General features: G+C 60.3%; 15 protein-coding genes. 8 read left to right on the top strand and 7 right to left on the bottom strand.

Annotated elements, in window-relative coordinates:
• Positions 1-200 precede the first annotated feature (200 nt).
• Complete coding sequence (locus AM571_RS27325; RefSeq protein WP_074064150.1) at positions 201-1,085, bottom strand: aldo/keto reductase family oxidoreductase; 885 nt, start codon at positions 1,083-1,085, stop codon at positions 201-203.
• A 93-nt stretch (positions 1,086-1,178) separates the two neighbouring features.
• Between AM571_RS27325 and AM571_RS27330 the strand changes: the two genes are divergently transcribed.
• Complete coding sequence (locus AM571_RS27330) at positions 1,179-2,090, top strand: LysR family transcriptional regulator (RefSeq protein WP_074064151.1); 912 nt, start codon at positions 1,179-1,181, stop codon at positions 2,088-2,090.
• 183 nt (positions 2,091-2,273) lie between these two features.
• Here AM571_RS27330 and AM571_RS27335 read toward each other — a convergent pair whose 3' ends face one another.
• Complete coding sequence (locus tag AM571_RS27335) at positions 2,274-2,813, bottom strand: hypothetical protein (RefSeq protein WP_335727741.1); 540 nt, start codon at positions 2,811-2,813, stop codon at positions 2,274-2,276.
• A gap of 250 nt (positions 2,814-3,063) precedes the next feature.
• Between AM571_RS27335 and AM571_RS27340 the strand changes: the two genes are divergently transcribed.
• Entirely contained in the window at positions 3,064-3,537 is a 474-nt protein-coding gene (locus tag AM571_RS27340) for a nucleoside deaminase (protein ID WP_074064152.1), read from the top strand.
• Positions 3,538-3,553: 16 nt separating this feature from the next.
• Here AM571_RS27340 and AM571_RS27345 read toward each other — a convergent pair whose 3' ends face one another.
• Positions 3,554-3,784, bottom strand: coding sequence for a transposase (locus AM571_RS27345; RefSeq protein ID WP_081377222.1), 231 nt, complete (start codon positions 3,782-3,784; stop codon positions 3,554-3,556).
• A 513-nt stretch (positions 3,785-4,297) separates the two neighbouring features.
• The gene (locus AM571_RS38285; RefSeq protein WP_335727742.1) at positions 4,298-4,690 is read right to left on the bottom strand and encodes a hypothetical protein; all 393 of its coding nucleotides are present in this window, start codon (positions 4,688-4,690) and stop codon (positions 4,298-4,300) included.
• Between the two features lie 382 nt (positions 4,691-5,072).
• Between AM571_RS38285 and AM571_RS27365 the strand changes: the two genes are divergently transcribed.
• From AM571_RS27365 to AM571_RS27390, 6 genes are read left to right on the top strand one after another with little or no spacing between them, the layout of a single operon-like run.
• Positions 5,073-6,083 (top strand): LacI family DNA-binding transcriptional regulator, encoded by a 1,011-nt coding sequence (locus AM571_RS27365; protein WP_074064154.1) that lies wholly within the window; start codon positions 5,073-5,075, stop codon positions 6,081-6,083.
• Positions 6,084-6,107: 24 nt separating this feature from the next.
• Positions 6,108-7,385 carry an ABC transporter substrate-binding protein gene (locus AM571_RS27370; RefSeq protein WP_074064155.1) on the top strand — a complete coding sequence of 426 codons (1,278 nt, stop codon included), beginning with the start codon at positions 6,108-6,110 and terminating at the stop codon, positions 7,383-7,385.
• Positions 7,386-7,445: 60 nt separating this feature from the next.
• Positions 7,446-8,297, top strand: coding sequence for a carbohydrate ABC transporter permease (locus tag AM571_RS27375; RefSeq protein WP_074064156.1), 852 nt, complete (start codon positions 7,446-7,448; stop codon positions 8,295-8,297).
• Positions 8,294-9,124: a carbohydrate ABC transporter permease gene (locus AM571_RS27380; protein ID WP_074064157.1), complete on the top strand. Its 831-nt coding sequence runs from the start codon at positions 8,294-8,296 to the stop codon at positions 9,122-9,124. The genes AM571_RS27375 and AM571_RS27380 overlap by 4 nt, the downstream gene beginning before the upstream one ends.
• 36 nt (positions 9,125-9,160) lie before the next feature.
• Positions 9,161-10,219, top strand: coding sequence for an ABC transporter ATP-binding protein (locus tag AM571_RS27385; RefSeq protein ID WP_074064158.1), 1,059 nt, complete (start codon positions 9,161-9,163; stop codon positions 10,217-10,219).
• 20 nt (positions 10,220-10,239) lie between these two features.
• The gene (locus AM571_RS27390; RefSeq protein WP_074064159.1) at positions 10,240-11,523 is read left to right on the top strand and encodes an MGH1-like glycoside hydrolase domain-containing protein; all 1,284 of its coding nucleotides are present in this window, start codon (positions 10,240-10,242) and stop codon (positions 11,521-11,523) included.
• Positions 11,524-11,770: 247 nt separating this feature from the next.
• Here the strand turns inward: AM571_RS27390 and AM571_RS27395 are convergent, their stop codons facing one another.
• The 3 genes from AM571_RS27395 to AM571_RS27405 are packed head-to-tail and all read right to left on the bottom strand — an operon-like array spanning position 11,771 to position 16,432.
• Positions 11,771-13,033 carry an MFS transporter gene (locus AM571_RS27395; protein ID WP_335727748.1) on the bottom strand — a complete coding sequence of 421 codons (1,263 nt, stop codon included), beginning with the start codon at positions 13,031-13,033 and terminating at the stop codon, positions 11,771-11,773.
• Between the two features lie 21 nt (positions 13,034-13,054).
• Positions 13,055-14,491 carry a M81 family metallopeptidase gene (locus AM571_RS27400; protein ID WP_074064161.1) on the bottom strand — a complete coding sequence of 479 codons (1,437 nt, stop codon included), beginning with the start codon at positions 14,489-14,491 and terminating at the stop codon, positions 13,055-13,057.
• 24 nt (positions 14,492-14,515) lie between these two features.
• On the bottom strand, positions 14,516-16,432 hold the full coding sequence (locus tag AM571_RS27405; RefSeq protein ID WP_074064162.1) for a beta-N-acetylhexosaminidase: 1,917 nt from the start codon (positions 16,430-16,432) through the stop codon (positions 14,516-14,518).
• Between the last annotated feature and the right edge of the window lie 7 nt (positions 16,433-16,439).

Here is a 16,439-nt window from a genome sequence, read left to right on the forward strand (position 1 = left end):
CATATGGTGATTACTTCAATTACCTCCCGTGTCGACGGCGTGACGGCGTGAAGTCGGCAGTGTTGCCTCGAACGCAATTCGGTGAGCGCATGAGATCAGTTTGAAATGGAAACGGCCGTTTTCCGATTGCGCTGTCAGCTTTCTACCCGATTGCCGTCGGCTGCACCGCGCTGTTGCGAAACAAGTCAATCGCCGGCTCTTCAGATAGAACTGACGCTCAGTGCAATGCCGTTGAGTGCATCAAGCGCATCATTCGGCAGATCGAGTTCCGCCACCGCGAGGTTCTCTCGCAGATGCGCAACCGAAGAGGTACCAGGAATCAGTAGGAGGTTCGGTGCCCGACGAAGAAGCCAGGCCAGAGCCACCTGCAATGGCGTGGCGCCGAGGCGTTGAGCGGCGTCGGACAAGATAGACGACTGCAGCCGATTGAACCCGCCGAGCGGAAAAAACGGCACATAGGCGATGCCGTCGCCGGCAAGATTGTCAATCAGCGCCTCGTCCCTCCGATGCGCTAGATTGTATTGGTTCTGCACGCAAACGACTTTGGCGATCCGGCGCCCTTCTACGACTTGACTGACGGTGACGTTGCTAAGCCCTATATGTCGCACCAGGCCCTGTCGCTGGAGTTCGGCCAAGGCGGTGAGCGGCGCCTCGATTGATCCCTCGGCCGGGCCATGGGGGTCGAACATGATCCGAAGGTTGACGACATCCAGCGTGTCGAGACCGAGGTTTCGCAAATTGTCATGCACGGCCTGGGTCAGTTCTTGCGGCGACAGGGCCGGGAGCCATGATCCATTCTCGCCGCGCCGAGCGCCGATCTTGGTGACGATGACGAGACCGTCGCCATAGGGCGCGAGTGCTTCGCGGATCAGCTGGTTGGTCACGTGTGGACCGTAAAAGTCGCTGGTATCGATGTGATTGACCCCGCGCTCGACCGCCTCGCGCAACACGGCCAATGCCGCGTCACGATTTTTGGGCGGACCGAACACGCCAGGCCCTGCAAGTTGCATGGCGCCATAGCCGATGCGCCGCACGGTGCGGTCGCCGAGGACGTAGGTTTCGGATTGGTTTTCGGTACTGGTCATGTTTCTTCCCCTTTCTGACGGGGCTTAGATAGTCGTTGGTCATCCGTGCGATAACCGGATACAATCCGCACAGGCTGTACGGAGAAGCGAACAGTGAGTGTCGATCTAGGCGATCTGAGTGCTTTCGTGGCGGTGGCGCGCGCCAAGGGCTTTCGCGACGCAGCGCGCGCAGGCAAAGCAAGCGCGTCGGGCTTGAGCGAGGCGGTCCGCCGCCTTGAGGCGCGGCTCGGCGTCAGGCTGCTCAACCGAACGACACGCAGCGTCGTGTTGACCGAAGCTGGTCATGGCCTGCTGGAGCGGCTCGGCCCGGCGCTGAGCGAGGTGGAGTCTGCTCTCGACGTCGTGAACGGCTTTCGCGAGCGGCCTGCGGGTTCGTTGCGCCTGAACGTGCCGGTCAGCGCGGCGCGGCTGGTGCTGCCCAACATCGTTCCGCCATTTCTTGCAGCCTATCCTGGGATCCGGCTGGAGGTGATCGCCGAGGAAAGCTTCGTCGACGTATTGGCGGCCGGATGCGATGCCGGTATCCGCTACGAGGAGCGGCTGGAGCAGGATATGATCGCGGTGCCGATCGGACCTCGTGTCCAGCGGTTCGCCACCGCTGCTTCTCCGGCTTATCTTGATCGCCATGGGCGCCCCGATCATCCTGTCGACCTGCTGCGCCATGCCTGTCTACGCGGTCGCTTTACGAGCGGTGCGATGATGACGCCGTGGGAGTTCGAACGCGAAGGCGAGGTCGTGCGGGTCGATCCGGAAGGTCCTTTGACGGTAGGGATTGGCGGAGCCGTCGATCTTGCCGTTGATGCGGCGATAGCCGGCGTCGGCATTGTGGGGCTGTTCGAGGACTGGCTCAGGCCCTATTTCAGTAGCGGCGCCCTCGAACCGATCCTCGAACCCTGGTGGCAGGCCTTCACTGGGCCGTTTCTCTATTATTCCGGACGGCGCCTCGTGCCCGCGCCGCTGCGTGCATTCATCGATTTCATCAGGGCATCGGCTGACCAGCGCTGACCTTTGACGCCATCTTACGAGATTGCCGGCTGATACTATGCCCGGCCCGTCTTGGATTTGCCTGCTGTAGATCCATACGCCGGCCGGCAGTGTGGAGCTTGGACCAATGACCCCGCGCTGCTCACTTTAGACGGCCAAGAAACGACACCAGCCGTCACAGTGTCTCTCGGCAAAGGTGGAGGCTCAACGTCGCCGCAATTCCAGTTGAGTGGTGACAATCGACTTCCCAGATGCCGGATCTCGGTCGATCGTTCGAATTCGAAGACCGTCCTCGCCCACCTTCTCGATCGTCATCTTCGCTTGGCGATCCCCATAGATCTTGTTGGCCCAGGTAACATCCAGTTTAATCGTATTCCCGTCTCGGCTGCCCACGAGTTTGGACGGTTTGCCAGACGCTCCGACATAAATACCGGAATATGCTTCTCCAGACGCCTTGACTTTGGCGGTAAAGCTGCGCGTGACAACGGCGAATGCTCGGCACGAGCCGTTCATCGAGAAGCTGGACAAATTGGCATCGGATTGCATTTTGCACGAGACATCAACCTTGCTTCCGCCGAGCTTTGTCAGGACCGCTCCACCGCCCGTCCACTGCCCTTCGATCGACTTCAAGAAGTCTTCTTCAGAAGCGGACGCGTTCGAAAAAAGACAGGTGGCACAAGTAAGGGCGATGGCGGGAAAAACTCGCATGGCGGCAGAATCCTGATGTTTGAAAATGACGAACATCCGAACGACCAGCTTGTTCCACTCGTCGCCACAGGCAGCTTTTAATCACGCTGAAGCAGGACGTCTTTCTCGGCAATTCAAACGGGGCGGCTTGCCTGCCATTTTTGAGTAAAGCTCAGGACTCACTGCTTGAAACCAGAAGATGACGGTTGCAGCGATGCAGATCACCGATCTTCAATCTGATTTGCAATCCTTGGAAATCCCTTCGATCCGAGGGAAGATCATCCCGCTCTAGCTCTTGGGGGTTCTCATGGAAAATCACGAGCCGTTTCTGCGCGAGGCGATTGCGCTCTCGAAATCGGCGATGGCAAACGGCGACGAACCGTTTGGCTCGGTACTGGTAAAGGACGGCGAAGTCATCCTACGCGCCGAAAATAGCGTCTTCACCGGCCACGATATGACAAATCACGCCGAGATGAACCTGGTTAAACAGGCGGCGCAGCATTACGACCCTGCTTTTCTCGCTGACTGCACGCTCTACACCAGCACTGAGCCGTGCGCGATGTGCTCCGGGGCGATCTACTGGTCGGGTATCGGGCGGATGGTGTTTGCGTGCTCCGAAACGCGGCTTGGCGAGATTGCTGGGATCGGGTTGAACGTGCCTAGCCGGGCGGTGTTGCAGACCGGTGCGCGTGCCGTCACCGTGGTTGGCCCGACGAACCTCGAAGACGAAGCCGCCGAAGTCCACCAGGAATTCTGGCCGAAGCATCTGGGCAAGGTTTAGGCTCAGGGCTCATTGATCAGAGCCAGAAGATGACGGCGGCTGCGATGCAGATGGTGTGGGCGCATCTGTCGTAGCGGGTGGCGATGCGCTGCCAGTCCTTGAGCTTTGCAAACAGGTTCTCGACCTTGTAGCGTTGACGATAGAGGGCGGTGTCGTAGGCGTATGGAACTTTTTCGGCTTCGGCTCGACGGGATGCACGCTTCGATGCCCCTGGCTTCGAGTTCCTCTCGGAACCAGGCGCTGTCATTGCCGCGATCGGCGATCGGCTGAGAGGCCGGTGGGAGCGCGCCGAGCACGATACCGACGCCCTTGTGGTCGCTCATCTGGCCTTCCCACAGGAGCAGGATGCTCGGCCCTGCCTTTCGCCGTCACAAACGATGTGAAGCTTCGAGTTCAGACCGTTCACCCCATACGGATAGGGAAGATCGTTTTTTAAGGGGCTCTCCGCGGTGTGGTAGGCCCTCAGATGCGTCGCGTCGATCATGATACGCCTCGGGTCTCAGACCTTTGCCGGCGAGCCCGGCGAAGATGCGGTCGAACACCCATCCGGCTCCAGTGGATGAAGCGGTTATAGAGCGTCTTATGCGGACCGTAGCCAGTCGGCGAGTCCTTCCACTGCAGTCAATTGCGGATCACATAGACGATGCCACTGACGACTCGCCGGTCATCAACCGCTTCATCAATGGGAGTTATTAGGTCCTGAACCTAGCGCCGTAAGGTTCCCCTCTGGGCTTTCATGATTGGCTGTTCAGCGGCAATATCAGGGACGACTAAAGGGTTTGCCTTCTTCATCCTTGAGGTTCAGACGCTCGACCAATTCTTCGGCATCCTCTTCGGTGAGCATATCCATGACCACTCCATCGATTACGACCGCCTGGCCGGTCACTGCATCGACAACCGCCCAATAGTTGTCGAGGTTCTTGCGACGGCTATAGCGCCCACTTGCCATGAGGTGCGTCTTTGGGTGCTGGTGCCCGGCCTCGGCCCTTCTTTTTTCTTCTGCATTAAGGATGATCATCAGGTCAGTCGCGACGTCATGAGGCAACCGATTGAGAATCGTCCCGTGCATCTCTGCCGTTCTTCCCTCGTGGTAGTCGATGACATGCCACGTGCCGTCAGAATTCTCCTCTAAACCGTACCGCTTGTAGACCATGGTCGCCTCAGAGTTGACTTTAATACACCTAACGTCGACCTGGAGCGTTTGTTGCAAACCTCGAGCGATTGGCCGGATGTGCAGCTTCCTCGCACCGTCCTAAAGGTGCGGCCCGGCGATCTGCAAAAGGGTAGCAAGCCGCTTGCGGAGCGGGAATGCGAGCATTTTCCTCGACATCAACCTCTTCCTCGACGCCAGCGTCCGGGTTTTCCATGTCTGCTTGGCCGCGGCAGGCAATGCGCCTCGGTCCCCATCCGTTTGAGCGATGGGTCCACGAACTTGCCGGCCCACTCAGCACTGCCAGTCACCATTCTCCAAAACGTTTTGGCTTGATACCCAAAACGTTTTGGTTCATATTGAACTCATGTGTGGGAGGTACAGGGTGTCCAATCTGAAGCAGTTGGCCCAGTCGCTCGGCCTTTCGATCACGACGGTTTCGCGCGCGCTCGACGGCTATGCGGACGTCTCGCCGGCAACCCGAGAGCGCGTGCGGGAAGCAGCAGCGCTCACCGGTTATCGCCCCAATGCTTCTGCACGACGCCTTCGCAGACAGCGCGCCGAACTTGTCGCCGTGACACTGCCGAGCGATCCGGGCCAGATCGGTCCGCCGCATTTTCTCGATATGCTCTCGGGCTGCGCAGAACATCTTGCGACCGCCGGCCTCAACCTTGTGATTGCCCCTGTGCCGCGCGGCGAGAGCGAGCTCGACATGTGCCGCCGCTTCGTCGACGGGCAAAGGGTCGATGCCATGCTGCTCGTGCGCACGAAACGCAGGGACGAGCGGGTGGAGTTCCTTCAGGCGCGAGGCATTCCGTTCGTCACCAACGGCCGGACCGAGTCGGTGGTGCCGCATCCCTATCTCGACGGCGACGGCTTTGCTGGGTTTCAGGCGGCAAGCCTTCGCTTTCATGCCGACGGTCATCGTCGGATCGCTCATATTGCCGGTCCCCAGGACTATTATTTTGCCCACGTCCGCTGCATGGGCTGGCAGGCAGCCATGGAAGAAAGTGGCCTTTCGAGCGAACTTTGTGCCGAAGGTGCGCCGACCGAGCAGGGTGGATACTTGGCGGCGCTGGAATTACTGCGTCATCCGCGTCGACCAACTGCCATCGTCTGCGCGACAGACGAAATGGCGATTGGGGCCCTGCGGGCGCTTCGTGAAATTGACGGCGGCGAGACGATCAGCATCGTCGGCCATGACGATCTACCAACCGCTGCCTATACCAGCCCACCGCTTTCCACGATGCGCATGGCGGGCGACAATCTTGGCCGCAGCTTTGCCTCGCTGCTGCTTCGCGCCATTGCCGGCGAGCCTTCGGAAGAACTTCAGGAACTGCACCCGATCGAATTCGTCGACCGCGAGAGCCACCGGCGGGCACCGCCAAATGCATAGAGAAGAACCAAAGAGGAGGAGAAAATGAAACGTCTAGCGTCACTTGGAATTCTGGCATCGACCGTCTTTCTGGCCGTAACGCCGGTGCTTGCCGACACGGTGTTCCTGTCAACGCAACTTCGCCCGATCGCAGAAGCGACCGTGGTTCGCGAAGAACTGCTCAAGGGCGTCCAGAACCCGGTCGACTACGTGGTCGAGGAGCCGCCGCAATTTGCGGTTCGCATGGAGGCCGAGCGCCAGGCTGGAACGCACACGATCAGCCTTGTCGGCGCTTTGCACGGCGAGCTGTCGCCGCTTGCCGACAAGGACGGCCTTGAGCCCCTCGACGACATCGCCAAGACGCTCGCATCCAAAGGCATGCCGCAACCTCTGCTTGGTCTCGGCAAGCTTGGCAAGTCCAGCCAGCAATATATCCCCTGGATGCAGGCGACCTATGTCATGGCCGCCAGGAAGGAAGCCCTGCAATATCTTCCCCAAGGCGCGGATGTGAACAAGCTCACCTACGATCAACTGACTGAATGGGGAAAGAAGATGCAGGAAGCGACCGGCCAGCCGCAGATCGGCTTTCCTGCCGGGCCAAAGGGACTGATGTCCCGCTTCTTCCAGGGCTACTTCTATCCCTCCTTCACAGGCGGCGTCGTACGGCCGTTTAAAAGTGCTGACGCTGCGGCCGGCTGGGAGAAGCTGAAGGAGCTCTGGTCGGTGGTCAATCCGAACTCCACGAACTACGACTTCATGCAGGAGCCTCTGCTTGCCGGCGAGGTCATGGTCGCCTGGGATCACGTTGCCCGCCTCAAGGAGGCGATCTCCTCCGAGCCCGATCAGTATGTCGTCTTCCCTGCTCCGGCCGGGCCTAAAGGCCGCGGTTACATGCCCGTTGTCGCGGGCCTCGCCGTTCCGAAGGGAGCCCCAGACAAGGCAGGCGCGATCGCCGTCATCGAACACCTGACCACCCTCGACACGCAATTGCTGACAGCGCAGAAGGTGGGGTTCTTTCCGACACTTGACGCCAAGCTGCCCTCCGACATCGATCCCGGTGTAGGTCTGCTCGCGGCTGCCGTCAACGCAACCCAGGCCGCGCCGGACGCGCTGATTTCGCTACTTCCCGTCGGCCTTGGCGACAAGGGGGGCGAGTTCAACAAGGTCTATATGGACAGCTTCCAGCGGATCATCCTCCAAAACGAAGCCGTCGGCGACGTCCTGAAGGCGCAGGGCGCAACGCTTGCAAAGCTGATGTCCGATACCAAGGCCCCGTGCTGGGCGCCCGACACCAAAAGCGACGGAGCCTGCCCTGTCGAATGAGCTTTCGGCCCCGGCGCTAGCGCCCGGGCCGCTTCCAGATGAGCCGCAAAGCGAAAGCCAATGCCGAACAACCGCACCTGGATCCCCTATCTGCTGATCTTGCCCTCGGTGGCGTTCCTGGCGCTGCTTTTCGTCGTGCCGCTTTTGCAGACGATCTGGCTTGCCGTCTCCGACAATGGCACGCCCTCGTTTGCCAATGTCCAGCGTATGGTGGGTGACCTCAACTTTACGCGCTCGGTACAAAACACGTTTCTTCTGACGCTTGCCGTTGTGCCGGTGCAGATCGTCATTGCTCTCGCCATGGGAACGATGGTCGCGAAAGTGGCAGCGGGCCGGGAAACGATCCTGTGGATCTGGACCATTCCGCTTGCCATTTCCGATCTTGCAGCCGGTCTCGTCTGGTTGTCGATCCTGCAGAACAGCGGTTATCTCAATTCCTTCCTTTACGGCCTGGGCATCATCGAACGGCAGGCGAGCTGGCTTTCCTACCAGACGCCGTTCGCACTTTTTCTCGGCATAGCCGCCGCCGAAATATGGCGAGGAACAGCGATCGTCATGGTCGTCATTGTTGCCGGTCTCAACCAGGTGCCGAAGGAATACCGGGAAGCGGCAGAAATCTTCGGCGCAGGCCCGTGGACGCGCTTCTTCCGCATCACCTTGCCGCTCATCCGGCCGGCGCTGCAGTCGGCGCTCATCCTGCGCACCGTCTTGGCCTTCGAGGTTTTTGCCGTTGTCTATGCTCTTGGCGGCCGTAATTTCCCGGTGCTCGTCGGAGAGGCCTACAATTGGCAGAACCAGAACCAGAATTATGGAGTTGCTGCAGCCTACGCGGTTCTCATCATGCTCATCTCGCTTGCGGCCACCATGTTCTACCTAAAGGCCATCAAGGTCGATCCGGAGCGTCTTCCATGAGCACGACCCGCGCCGCAAATTTCGTTTCGTCCCGCCGCATTCTGCTCTGGAGCGGGATCGGCGCGCTTTGCGCCTGGGTGCTGGTGCCGATCTATCTAATCGCGCTCGGCGCCTTCGGCGGACGCAGCGCCGTTTACCTCTGGCCGAAGACCGGTCTGCCGACAGGCCTTTCCTTCGAGCCCTTCCTGCTTTTTCTGAGGACGGAAGGCGTTCTCGGTTCCTTCCTGAACTCACTCGGGGCCGCAGCGATCACGGTTGCCCTATCCCTGCTTCTCGGAACGCCCGCCGGCTATGCGCTCGCACGCTATAATTTTCACGGCAAGGATTCCTTCCGGCTCATGGTCCTTTTGACCCGCGCCTTTCCTTTGGCAATTCTTGCGCTGCCGCTGACCGTTTCCTACATCCGTCTCGGCCTTTATGATACGGTAACGGGCGTCGGGCTCGTCCATACCGTCCTTGCCCTGCCTTTCGCCGTGCTGGTGACGCAAGGCATCTTTCTTGGCGTTCCGAGGGAACTTGAGGAAGCGGCATGGGTCTTCGGCTGCTCGCGCATCCAGGCATTCTTCAAGATCGTCGCTCCGCTCGCCCTTCCAGGTATCGCCGCGACTGCCGTCTTTGCCTTCGTCATCTCCTGGAACGAGGTTTTCGCCGCGTCCGTGCTCACCGTCAGAAACCGGACGCTGACGGCCTATCTGCTGACCGTTCTGGCGGAAAGCCCGATGCATTACCGCTTTGCGGGCGGCCTCATGCTCATTCTGCCCTCCGTGGTCTTCATCTTCGCTGTCAGGCGCTATCTCTTCGCGATCTGGGGCATTTCATCCAAGTGACGGTCATCCACCCATCCAAGTAACGGGAACAGTTTCATGGCCAACATCGTCATCGACCGCATCCGGAAGAACTTCGGAGCCTTCCAGGCGCTGAAGGACGTCTCGCTGACAGTCAACGACGGGGAGTTCGTTTCCCTTCTCGGCCCCTCTGGCTGCGGAAAGACGACGCTGCTGCGCATCATCGCCGGTCTTGAATCCGAAAGCGCCGGCGACATTCGGATCGGTGACCGCTCGGTGGCCGGGCTTCAGCCGAAGGACCGCGGCCTTGCCATGGTCTTTCAGAACTACGCTGTCTTCCCACATATGACGGTGTTTGAAAATGTCGCCTTCGGCCTCAGGATGCAAAAGGCCGATGAGGCGCGCGTCAGCCAGCAGGTCCAGAAAGCAGCAGCTCTTCTGCATATCGAGCCCTATCTCGACCGCTACCCGAACAAGCTGTCGGGCGGCCAGCGCCAGCGGGTTGCCGTTGCTCGGGCCCTCGCTGTCGAGCCGAAGGTCCTGTTGATGGATGAGCCGCTTTCCAATCTCGATGCGCTGCTGCGCCTGGAAATGCGAACCGAACTCAAGACGGTCCTGCAGTCCTCCGGCACGACGACGATTTATGTGACGCACGACCAGACGGAGGCGATGGGTCTTTCGGACCGGATTGCCGTCATGCACGACGGCGAGATCGAGCAGGTTGGCGATCCCGTCGACATCTACAACCACCCCGCCACGCGGTTCGTCGGCGGCTTCATCGGCAATCCGCCAATGAATTTCATCCACATGCCAGTGACCGGCGGGCACGTGATCGTGGGCAGCGAGCGTTTTCCGGTGCCGCCGGAATCCGGACCCGAAATCATCCTCGGGCTGCGCGGGGAAGCCGTGGCGCTTGCGCAAGCGTCGGAAGGATTTCAAATGCGCGTTCGCGTCGCCGAACCGATGGGATCGCATCTTCTTCTGACGGGATTGATCGAAAACCAGCCTGTTCGCGTCATCCTGCCGGCCACCGAAAAGGTCGCAAGCGGCGACGTCATCGGCTTGAAACCTGATCCCGCGCGCATTTCCTGGCTCGCACCCGATAGCGGCAAGGCCTACCTGGCGGCCGCTGCCTGACGAATATCTGGAGTAATGGCATGACGAAATACATCGATGAAGCCAAGGCGATCCTGGCGGCGAATGACCGCGGCGGCTATACGGTACCGACCGACCGGCTTTATCCTTTTCAGTGGAACTGGGATTCGGCCTTCGTGGCCATGGGGTTTGCCACCTACGACATAGATCGCGCCTATCGTGAACTCGAACGTCTGGCCGAGGGACAATGGGTCGATGGGATGATCCCACACATCGTGTTTCATCAGCCGAGCGACAGCTATTTCCCCGGCCCTGACGTCTGGCGCACGAACCATGTCATCCCGACCTCCGGCATCACGCAACCGCCGGTCTTCGCGATGGCTCTTCGAAAGATCTACGAAACGGCGGTCGCCGCCGGCTCTGACGCAAGCGATCGAACGCTTAAACTCTACGCAGTCGCCTTGAAGTGGCACCGGTGGTGGTACCGCGCTCGTGATCCGGAAGGCACCGGTCTCGTCGCCCTGTTGCATCCCTGGGAAAGCGGCAGCGACAACTCGCCCGCCTGGGACACTGCCTTGGCGCGTGTTCCGACGACAACCGAAACGCCAGTCGTGCGAAAGGACATTGGGCACGTAAACCCGCAAATGCGCCCGCGCGACGAGGACTATGGCCGCTTCATCCATCTCCTGGATAGCTTTGCGGCCTGTGGCTGGGACCCGGTCCAGCAGTGGCAAAAAACCACGTTCAAGATCGCCGATATCCAGACCAGCGCGATCCTGCTGAAGGCCGGAGAAGATCTGCATTATCTGGCAGGTGTCCTCGGGCGCGGAGGCGAATCCGATGAGATTGCAGCGCTGAACGAGCGCACCCGGCAGGCCCTGAAGACGCAGTGGCGTCCTCGTCTTTCGCGTTTCGTCTCGCGGGATCTGCTGGCCGGTGAGGATGTCGCGGCAGCCACGCAGGCCGGCTTCATTCCTCTTCTTGCGCTCGACCTTGACGAGGCGACGGCCGGCGCTGCGGCCGCCGAAATGCGCAGATGGTGCAAGGGGATGAAAGTCGTCTTCCCGACGACCGAACCCACTTCCGCGAGTTTCGAGGCTAAGCGCTATTGGCGCGGTCCGGCCTGGGCGATCATCAACTGGCTCCTGATCAAGGGATTATACCGCAACGGCCACGCAGGACTTGCAGAGGAACTGCGCCAATCGACGATCAGCGCGATCGAGACCGAAGGCTTTGCCGAATATTTCGATCCGACAACCGGCGAAGGATGCGGTGGGCTCGGATTCTCATGGACGGCAGCGGCTTACATCGCTCTTGAAAAGGAGGACAGTTCCGCAATGAAGTAGGAGCCAGGACCACCCTCCTTGTCGGGGACCCGGCTCGATGCCCCGACATGGCCATGCCGCGTCAAGATCCTCGATCCTGGCCGATCAGGATGAAAATCCCGCAAAAACGGAAGCTTGCCAATCCTGCTCCGGTGGTTCAAGCGCCTTGCTTTGCTGTCAATCAGGTCAAGGCGACTGGTGGGGGAGCGGCCTCGCATCATGCTTGGCGTAGGCGCCCGTCCTTCTTCATCGGGCGGTAAGTCCTCTATCAAACAGCCCTCAGCCTGGTGCTGCGGTAAATCAGAAGCCCAATTCCGACGAGACCGAAGAGCGCACCAATAATGGAGGTCCCGGAATAGGTCGTGGTGGAACTGCCGATGGCGAAGACGAGTGCGCTCACGCCGGCGCTGAGGAAAATGTTGACGGATATCAGGGCGCTGCCGAGACCTGGCCGCTCTTCAATGAGGTCCTGAAGGTAGGTGATGGGGATGCTGATCAGCGCTGCAGCGCCGATACCGCTGATGATCGTCAGGGCGTAAGCATGCCAGGGCTCTGAAGCAAGGCCGAGCAGCAACAGGTAGGTGGCATATATGATGGTGCCGGTGACCAGTGCTGCAACCTGCCCCATCTGCCTAAGAAGTCGCGCCCAGACGATGATGAAGATGATCTCGAGGAAGGCAACGATACCGACGAGAACGCCGACATCGCTGACTGTCCCGTGAACCGCTCCGGTGACGATCAAGGGCAGGATCGCACCGTTGACATGGAGCGTGCTCGTGATGAGTGCAACGGCAATCAGGGGCGTGAAAATCTTCGGCGAAACCACTTCGGCGAGAGCTGCAAGATGAGAGAGGTGATGCGTCGCTGCATTGTCCGTGCCCTTCTGGGGCGGCAGGAATGCGCTGATCAGGGCAAAACATAATACGCAGGAGAGACAGGCGAAAAGATAGGCGGGAAGCATGCTCGTCGACGCGGAAAGCAGGGCGCCTGTCATGCCAGGTACCAGCACCCACGACAGCGAAATCATAGCCCGGACGCCTGAGTTGACGGTGTTGACCTCGCTTTTGGGCATTCCGGCGGTGGCGGCCCGGACATTGGCAAAAAGCAGGGAGTTGAGCGAACCATTGATTGGTAGCAACAGAAGCGAGCAGGTGATGAAGCTCGTCTGGGTCGGAAGGAAATATATCGCGCCATAGCCGAAAATGCCAAAACTGGCGGCCACCAGCATCATCGAACGATATTCGCCGAGACGGTCGGCAAGGTTGCCAAGCAGGATGCTGACCAGGACATTGACCGCCGCGGCCGCAAAGATCAGGGCTGAATAAAGACCGTTGCTCAATCCCAGCTCGCGAATGCCGACGACGGATTGATAGGGCGATGTTGTCGCTCCCGCAAACCCGAACAAGAAAATGGCAATCATGCTGACGCGAATTGCCGGACTGCGAAGGACATCGGGAAGAAAGCGGTTCATGCGGCTATCAGCGAAAGGAATGATCTGGCGGTCGGGCGGCCTGCGTTCTGGCCGTGCCAGGCGATTTGTTGACGCAAAATGTCAATCCTGCCAGCGCGCCGAGAGTCGCGCCTGCGGTTGGTAGACGAAATTGCGGTCGAACGGGAAGATCGGCCGGGTTCGGCGATGGCTGGCTAGACTTTCGATGTCCTGGTTTACGACGCCCGCAGTCAGTGCCATGAGGTTCGGATTGGCAATCGGCGCAAGCTCGGGCGAAAGATAGCCGGATTTCACGACAAGCAGCTGAACCGATCTGGGATCGAGCCCAAGGCACGCGAAATCTGCGATGTTGTGATAGGGACGCCTGCGGGCGGCAAGCACCACCGTCACACCACGGGTGCGGATCACCGCCTGGCGTTCGGCCCCGGAGCCTGGATCGTCGAGCAGGATCACCTCGGCCTCAACGCGAACGGGAACGCTCGCCGGATCGAGGCTGCCGCCGATTGAGAGAGGCACGATCGCTCCCTTGCCTGCGGCAAAGCAGGCCTCGACCGCCGGCCGGTCGGTGATGCCGGCAAAGAGCGTGTTTTCGAACTTGCGGGAAAGAGCAGCGCTCAGGACATCGGCCCGGTCGCCCACACCGCCGCCGGTCGGATTGTCCCCCGAATCTGCAAGAACGACCGGCGCAGTCTTCGTAGCTGCCGCGATATCAAGCATGTCGTCGAGCGGACCGGTGATCGGTCCGAAACGAAAGTCCTTTCGGGCATTCCAATAGGAAAGCGCGATCTCCTGTGCGGCTTTTGCGCCAGCAGCTTTGTCCGATGCCGTCACCACGGCACAGGCCGTCGCCCGCGGCTCGTCGGCCCAGACATAGCCGATCATCAGATTGGCATCGAGAATGTCGTGGCGGCGGTCGAAGTCGGCAAGCCGCAGATAGAGGCCCTTTGCCGGCTCATCCTCAGTCGAAGTCCGCTCGCCTGGCCACAGGACAGGCACCGGCGCCCAGGCCACGCCCGGGCGGCTCCCGCTCGTAAGCGCGTCGACGAGCATAGACCAGGCGCGCACCATGGTTTCGCGCACGTCGACATGCGGCGCCGTGCGGTAGGCCGCGAAGATATCGAGCTGGTCGACGATCTTCTGGCTGACATTGCCATGCAGATCGTAGCTCGCGGCGACGATGCAGTGCGGGCCGACGACAGCCCGGGCCGCCGATATCCAGTCGCCTTCGGCGTCATCCACGCCCTCGACGTTCATTGCGCCGTGCATGGCGAGATAGAGACCGTCAAGCGGCATGGCCGCCTGCAGGCGATCGAGGAACTCCGTCTTGAACCCCTCGTAGGCGCCATGCGACACCGGTCCGCCGGGGATGGCACGCGCATGGAGAAGCGGGAGGTGATCGACCCCTTCCGTGTTCAGAAAGTTGAAATAGTCAGAACCGAGGAGATCTGCCGCGCGCATGACGCGAAAATCCTCCATTGCCATCAGCACCGGCGAATATGTGCTGCATTCCGTGTGAATTCCGCCGACCGCAATCCGCATCGCTACCGTCCTGGAGTTTGGGGCCTAGAGTGCCGGGCTTAGAGGGACGATGGCCGCAAAGCGATTCCAGTCCTTCTTGGCCTTCGGGGTCCACGCCGCTTCGGCGATCGCCGGAAGGCGCGGAAAGACCAGGCGGTTGAAGTAGCCGCGCGACAGAAAGTGTTCGGACCAGATGCAGGCTTGTACGCCCTTCATTTTGTCCTTGAGATCTTCGGGGAAATCCCCTTCCGCTTCATAGGCATAGGTATGTGCCGGCGGCACCGTGCCTGCCCAGCTCGCCCCCGGCTCCTGGAAGGCTTCTGCCTGCACCATGTCGAGATAATAGGCCTGTCCCGGCGTCATGACGACGTCGTAGCCCTCCCTTGCGAGGTCGATTCCGACCTGAGGATTTTCCCAGGCCATCAAGAGCGTGTCTTTCGCCGCGACGCCGCCCCCATGGGCCACCTCGTTCCAGCCGGCAAGCTTGCGTCCGCGCGTTGTGAGCATGTCCTTAATTCGTTTCAGGAAATAGGATTGCAGGCCGAAGGTACCGGAAATGCCTTCCTCGGCCATCAGCTTCTTTGCCAGCGGAGAGGCAAGCCATGAACCGTTCGCCACTTCGTCGCCGCCCACATGAATGTAGGAGGAGGGGAAGAGCTCGACCATCTCGTCAAAGACCTTCTCCAGGAATTCGTAGGTGAACGGCACGGCCGGGTTCAACGCGTTGTTCGGATAGCCCTGAACGGAGTGGTAGCTGTCCGGTGCCTCCTGACCATCGGTGAGTTCCGCGAGAGCGGCCAGCGTTGCGGCATTGTGGCCGGGAATATCGATCTCCGGCACGACTTCGACATTCAATGCCTGGGCATGGGCGACGATGTCGCGGATATCGTCTTGCGAGTAAAAACCGCCGACGGGCTCAGCGCCATTACCGAGCTGGGGCAGCAGCGGCTCGTCCGGACCACGCAGGACGCCGGTGGTGGTCAGCTGCGGATAGGCTTTGATCTCCAACCGCCACGCCTCGTCGTCGGTCAGGTGCCAATGAAAGATATTGAGTTTGAACCAGGCAAGGATATCGATCAGCCGCTTGACGTCGGCAACCGGATAAAACTGACGCGACACGTCGAGATGGCAGCCGCGCCAGCTGTAACGCGGCTTGTCGGAGATGCTGCCGGAGACCGGAAAACGGAACCTGCCCTTGGTCGTGCGCGCCCCGTTGAGCAACTGCGCAAGCGAGGTCAGCCCATACTGGCGCCCGGCCGCATCGCAATAGGAAAGCGTGACCTTGTCAGAGGCAAAGGTTAGCCGGTAACTCTCCGCATCGAGCCGGGCCTGGCGGTCGAAGACCAGCGGTCGGCCCTGCGCCGATGGTGACAGGCTGAAGACGGAATGGTCACTTTCAAAGAGCCGGCGCGAAAGGGAAATCACCATTGAAATCGAAAGCAGCTCGTCGCAGCTTGCGCCTTGCGGATAAAGCACGACAGGAAAGCTGTCGCCAGGCATTGCATCAATCTCTGCCGGCCATGGCTGGAGCGCGAAGGGAAGATCAAGGCGGCCCTCCGGCACCAGCACCGGCGGCGGCTCGCTCGGGCTGCCTTCGAGAAGCAGATCGGAGACGGCCACGTCGGCATGTGTGCCGTCGGCCAATGTCAGATAGGCGGATTTTGCTCCGTCCGTGCAGTGCTGCGCCTTGCGATGAAGACCGGCTACCGTGAAGATCCAGCTCTGGCCGGGCGCAAGAAGGAATCCCGGCGGCGGCGAGAATTCATGGAAGTTCGCGTTGCGCCTTAGGAACTGGGCGTTCTGACAGGCTTCAGGGTCGCTCACTCGCGTCAGGGACGTAAAGACGAGCTTGAAACCGGAAAGCGGGCTTTCGGAGAGGTTGAACAGTGTGAAGGTGAACTGGCCGTTTGGCCCGCCCTTTGGGGTCCAGCTGTTTTCCAAGCGATAGTAAACCGGTTTCATGTCCTGT

The organism is Rhizobium etli 8C-3, from assembly GCF_001908375.1.
In the GTDB taxonomy this organism is placed as follows: domain Bacteria; phylum Pseudomonadota; class Alphaproteobacteria; order Rhizobiales; family Rhizobiaceae; genus Rhizobium; species Rhizobium etli_B.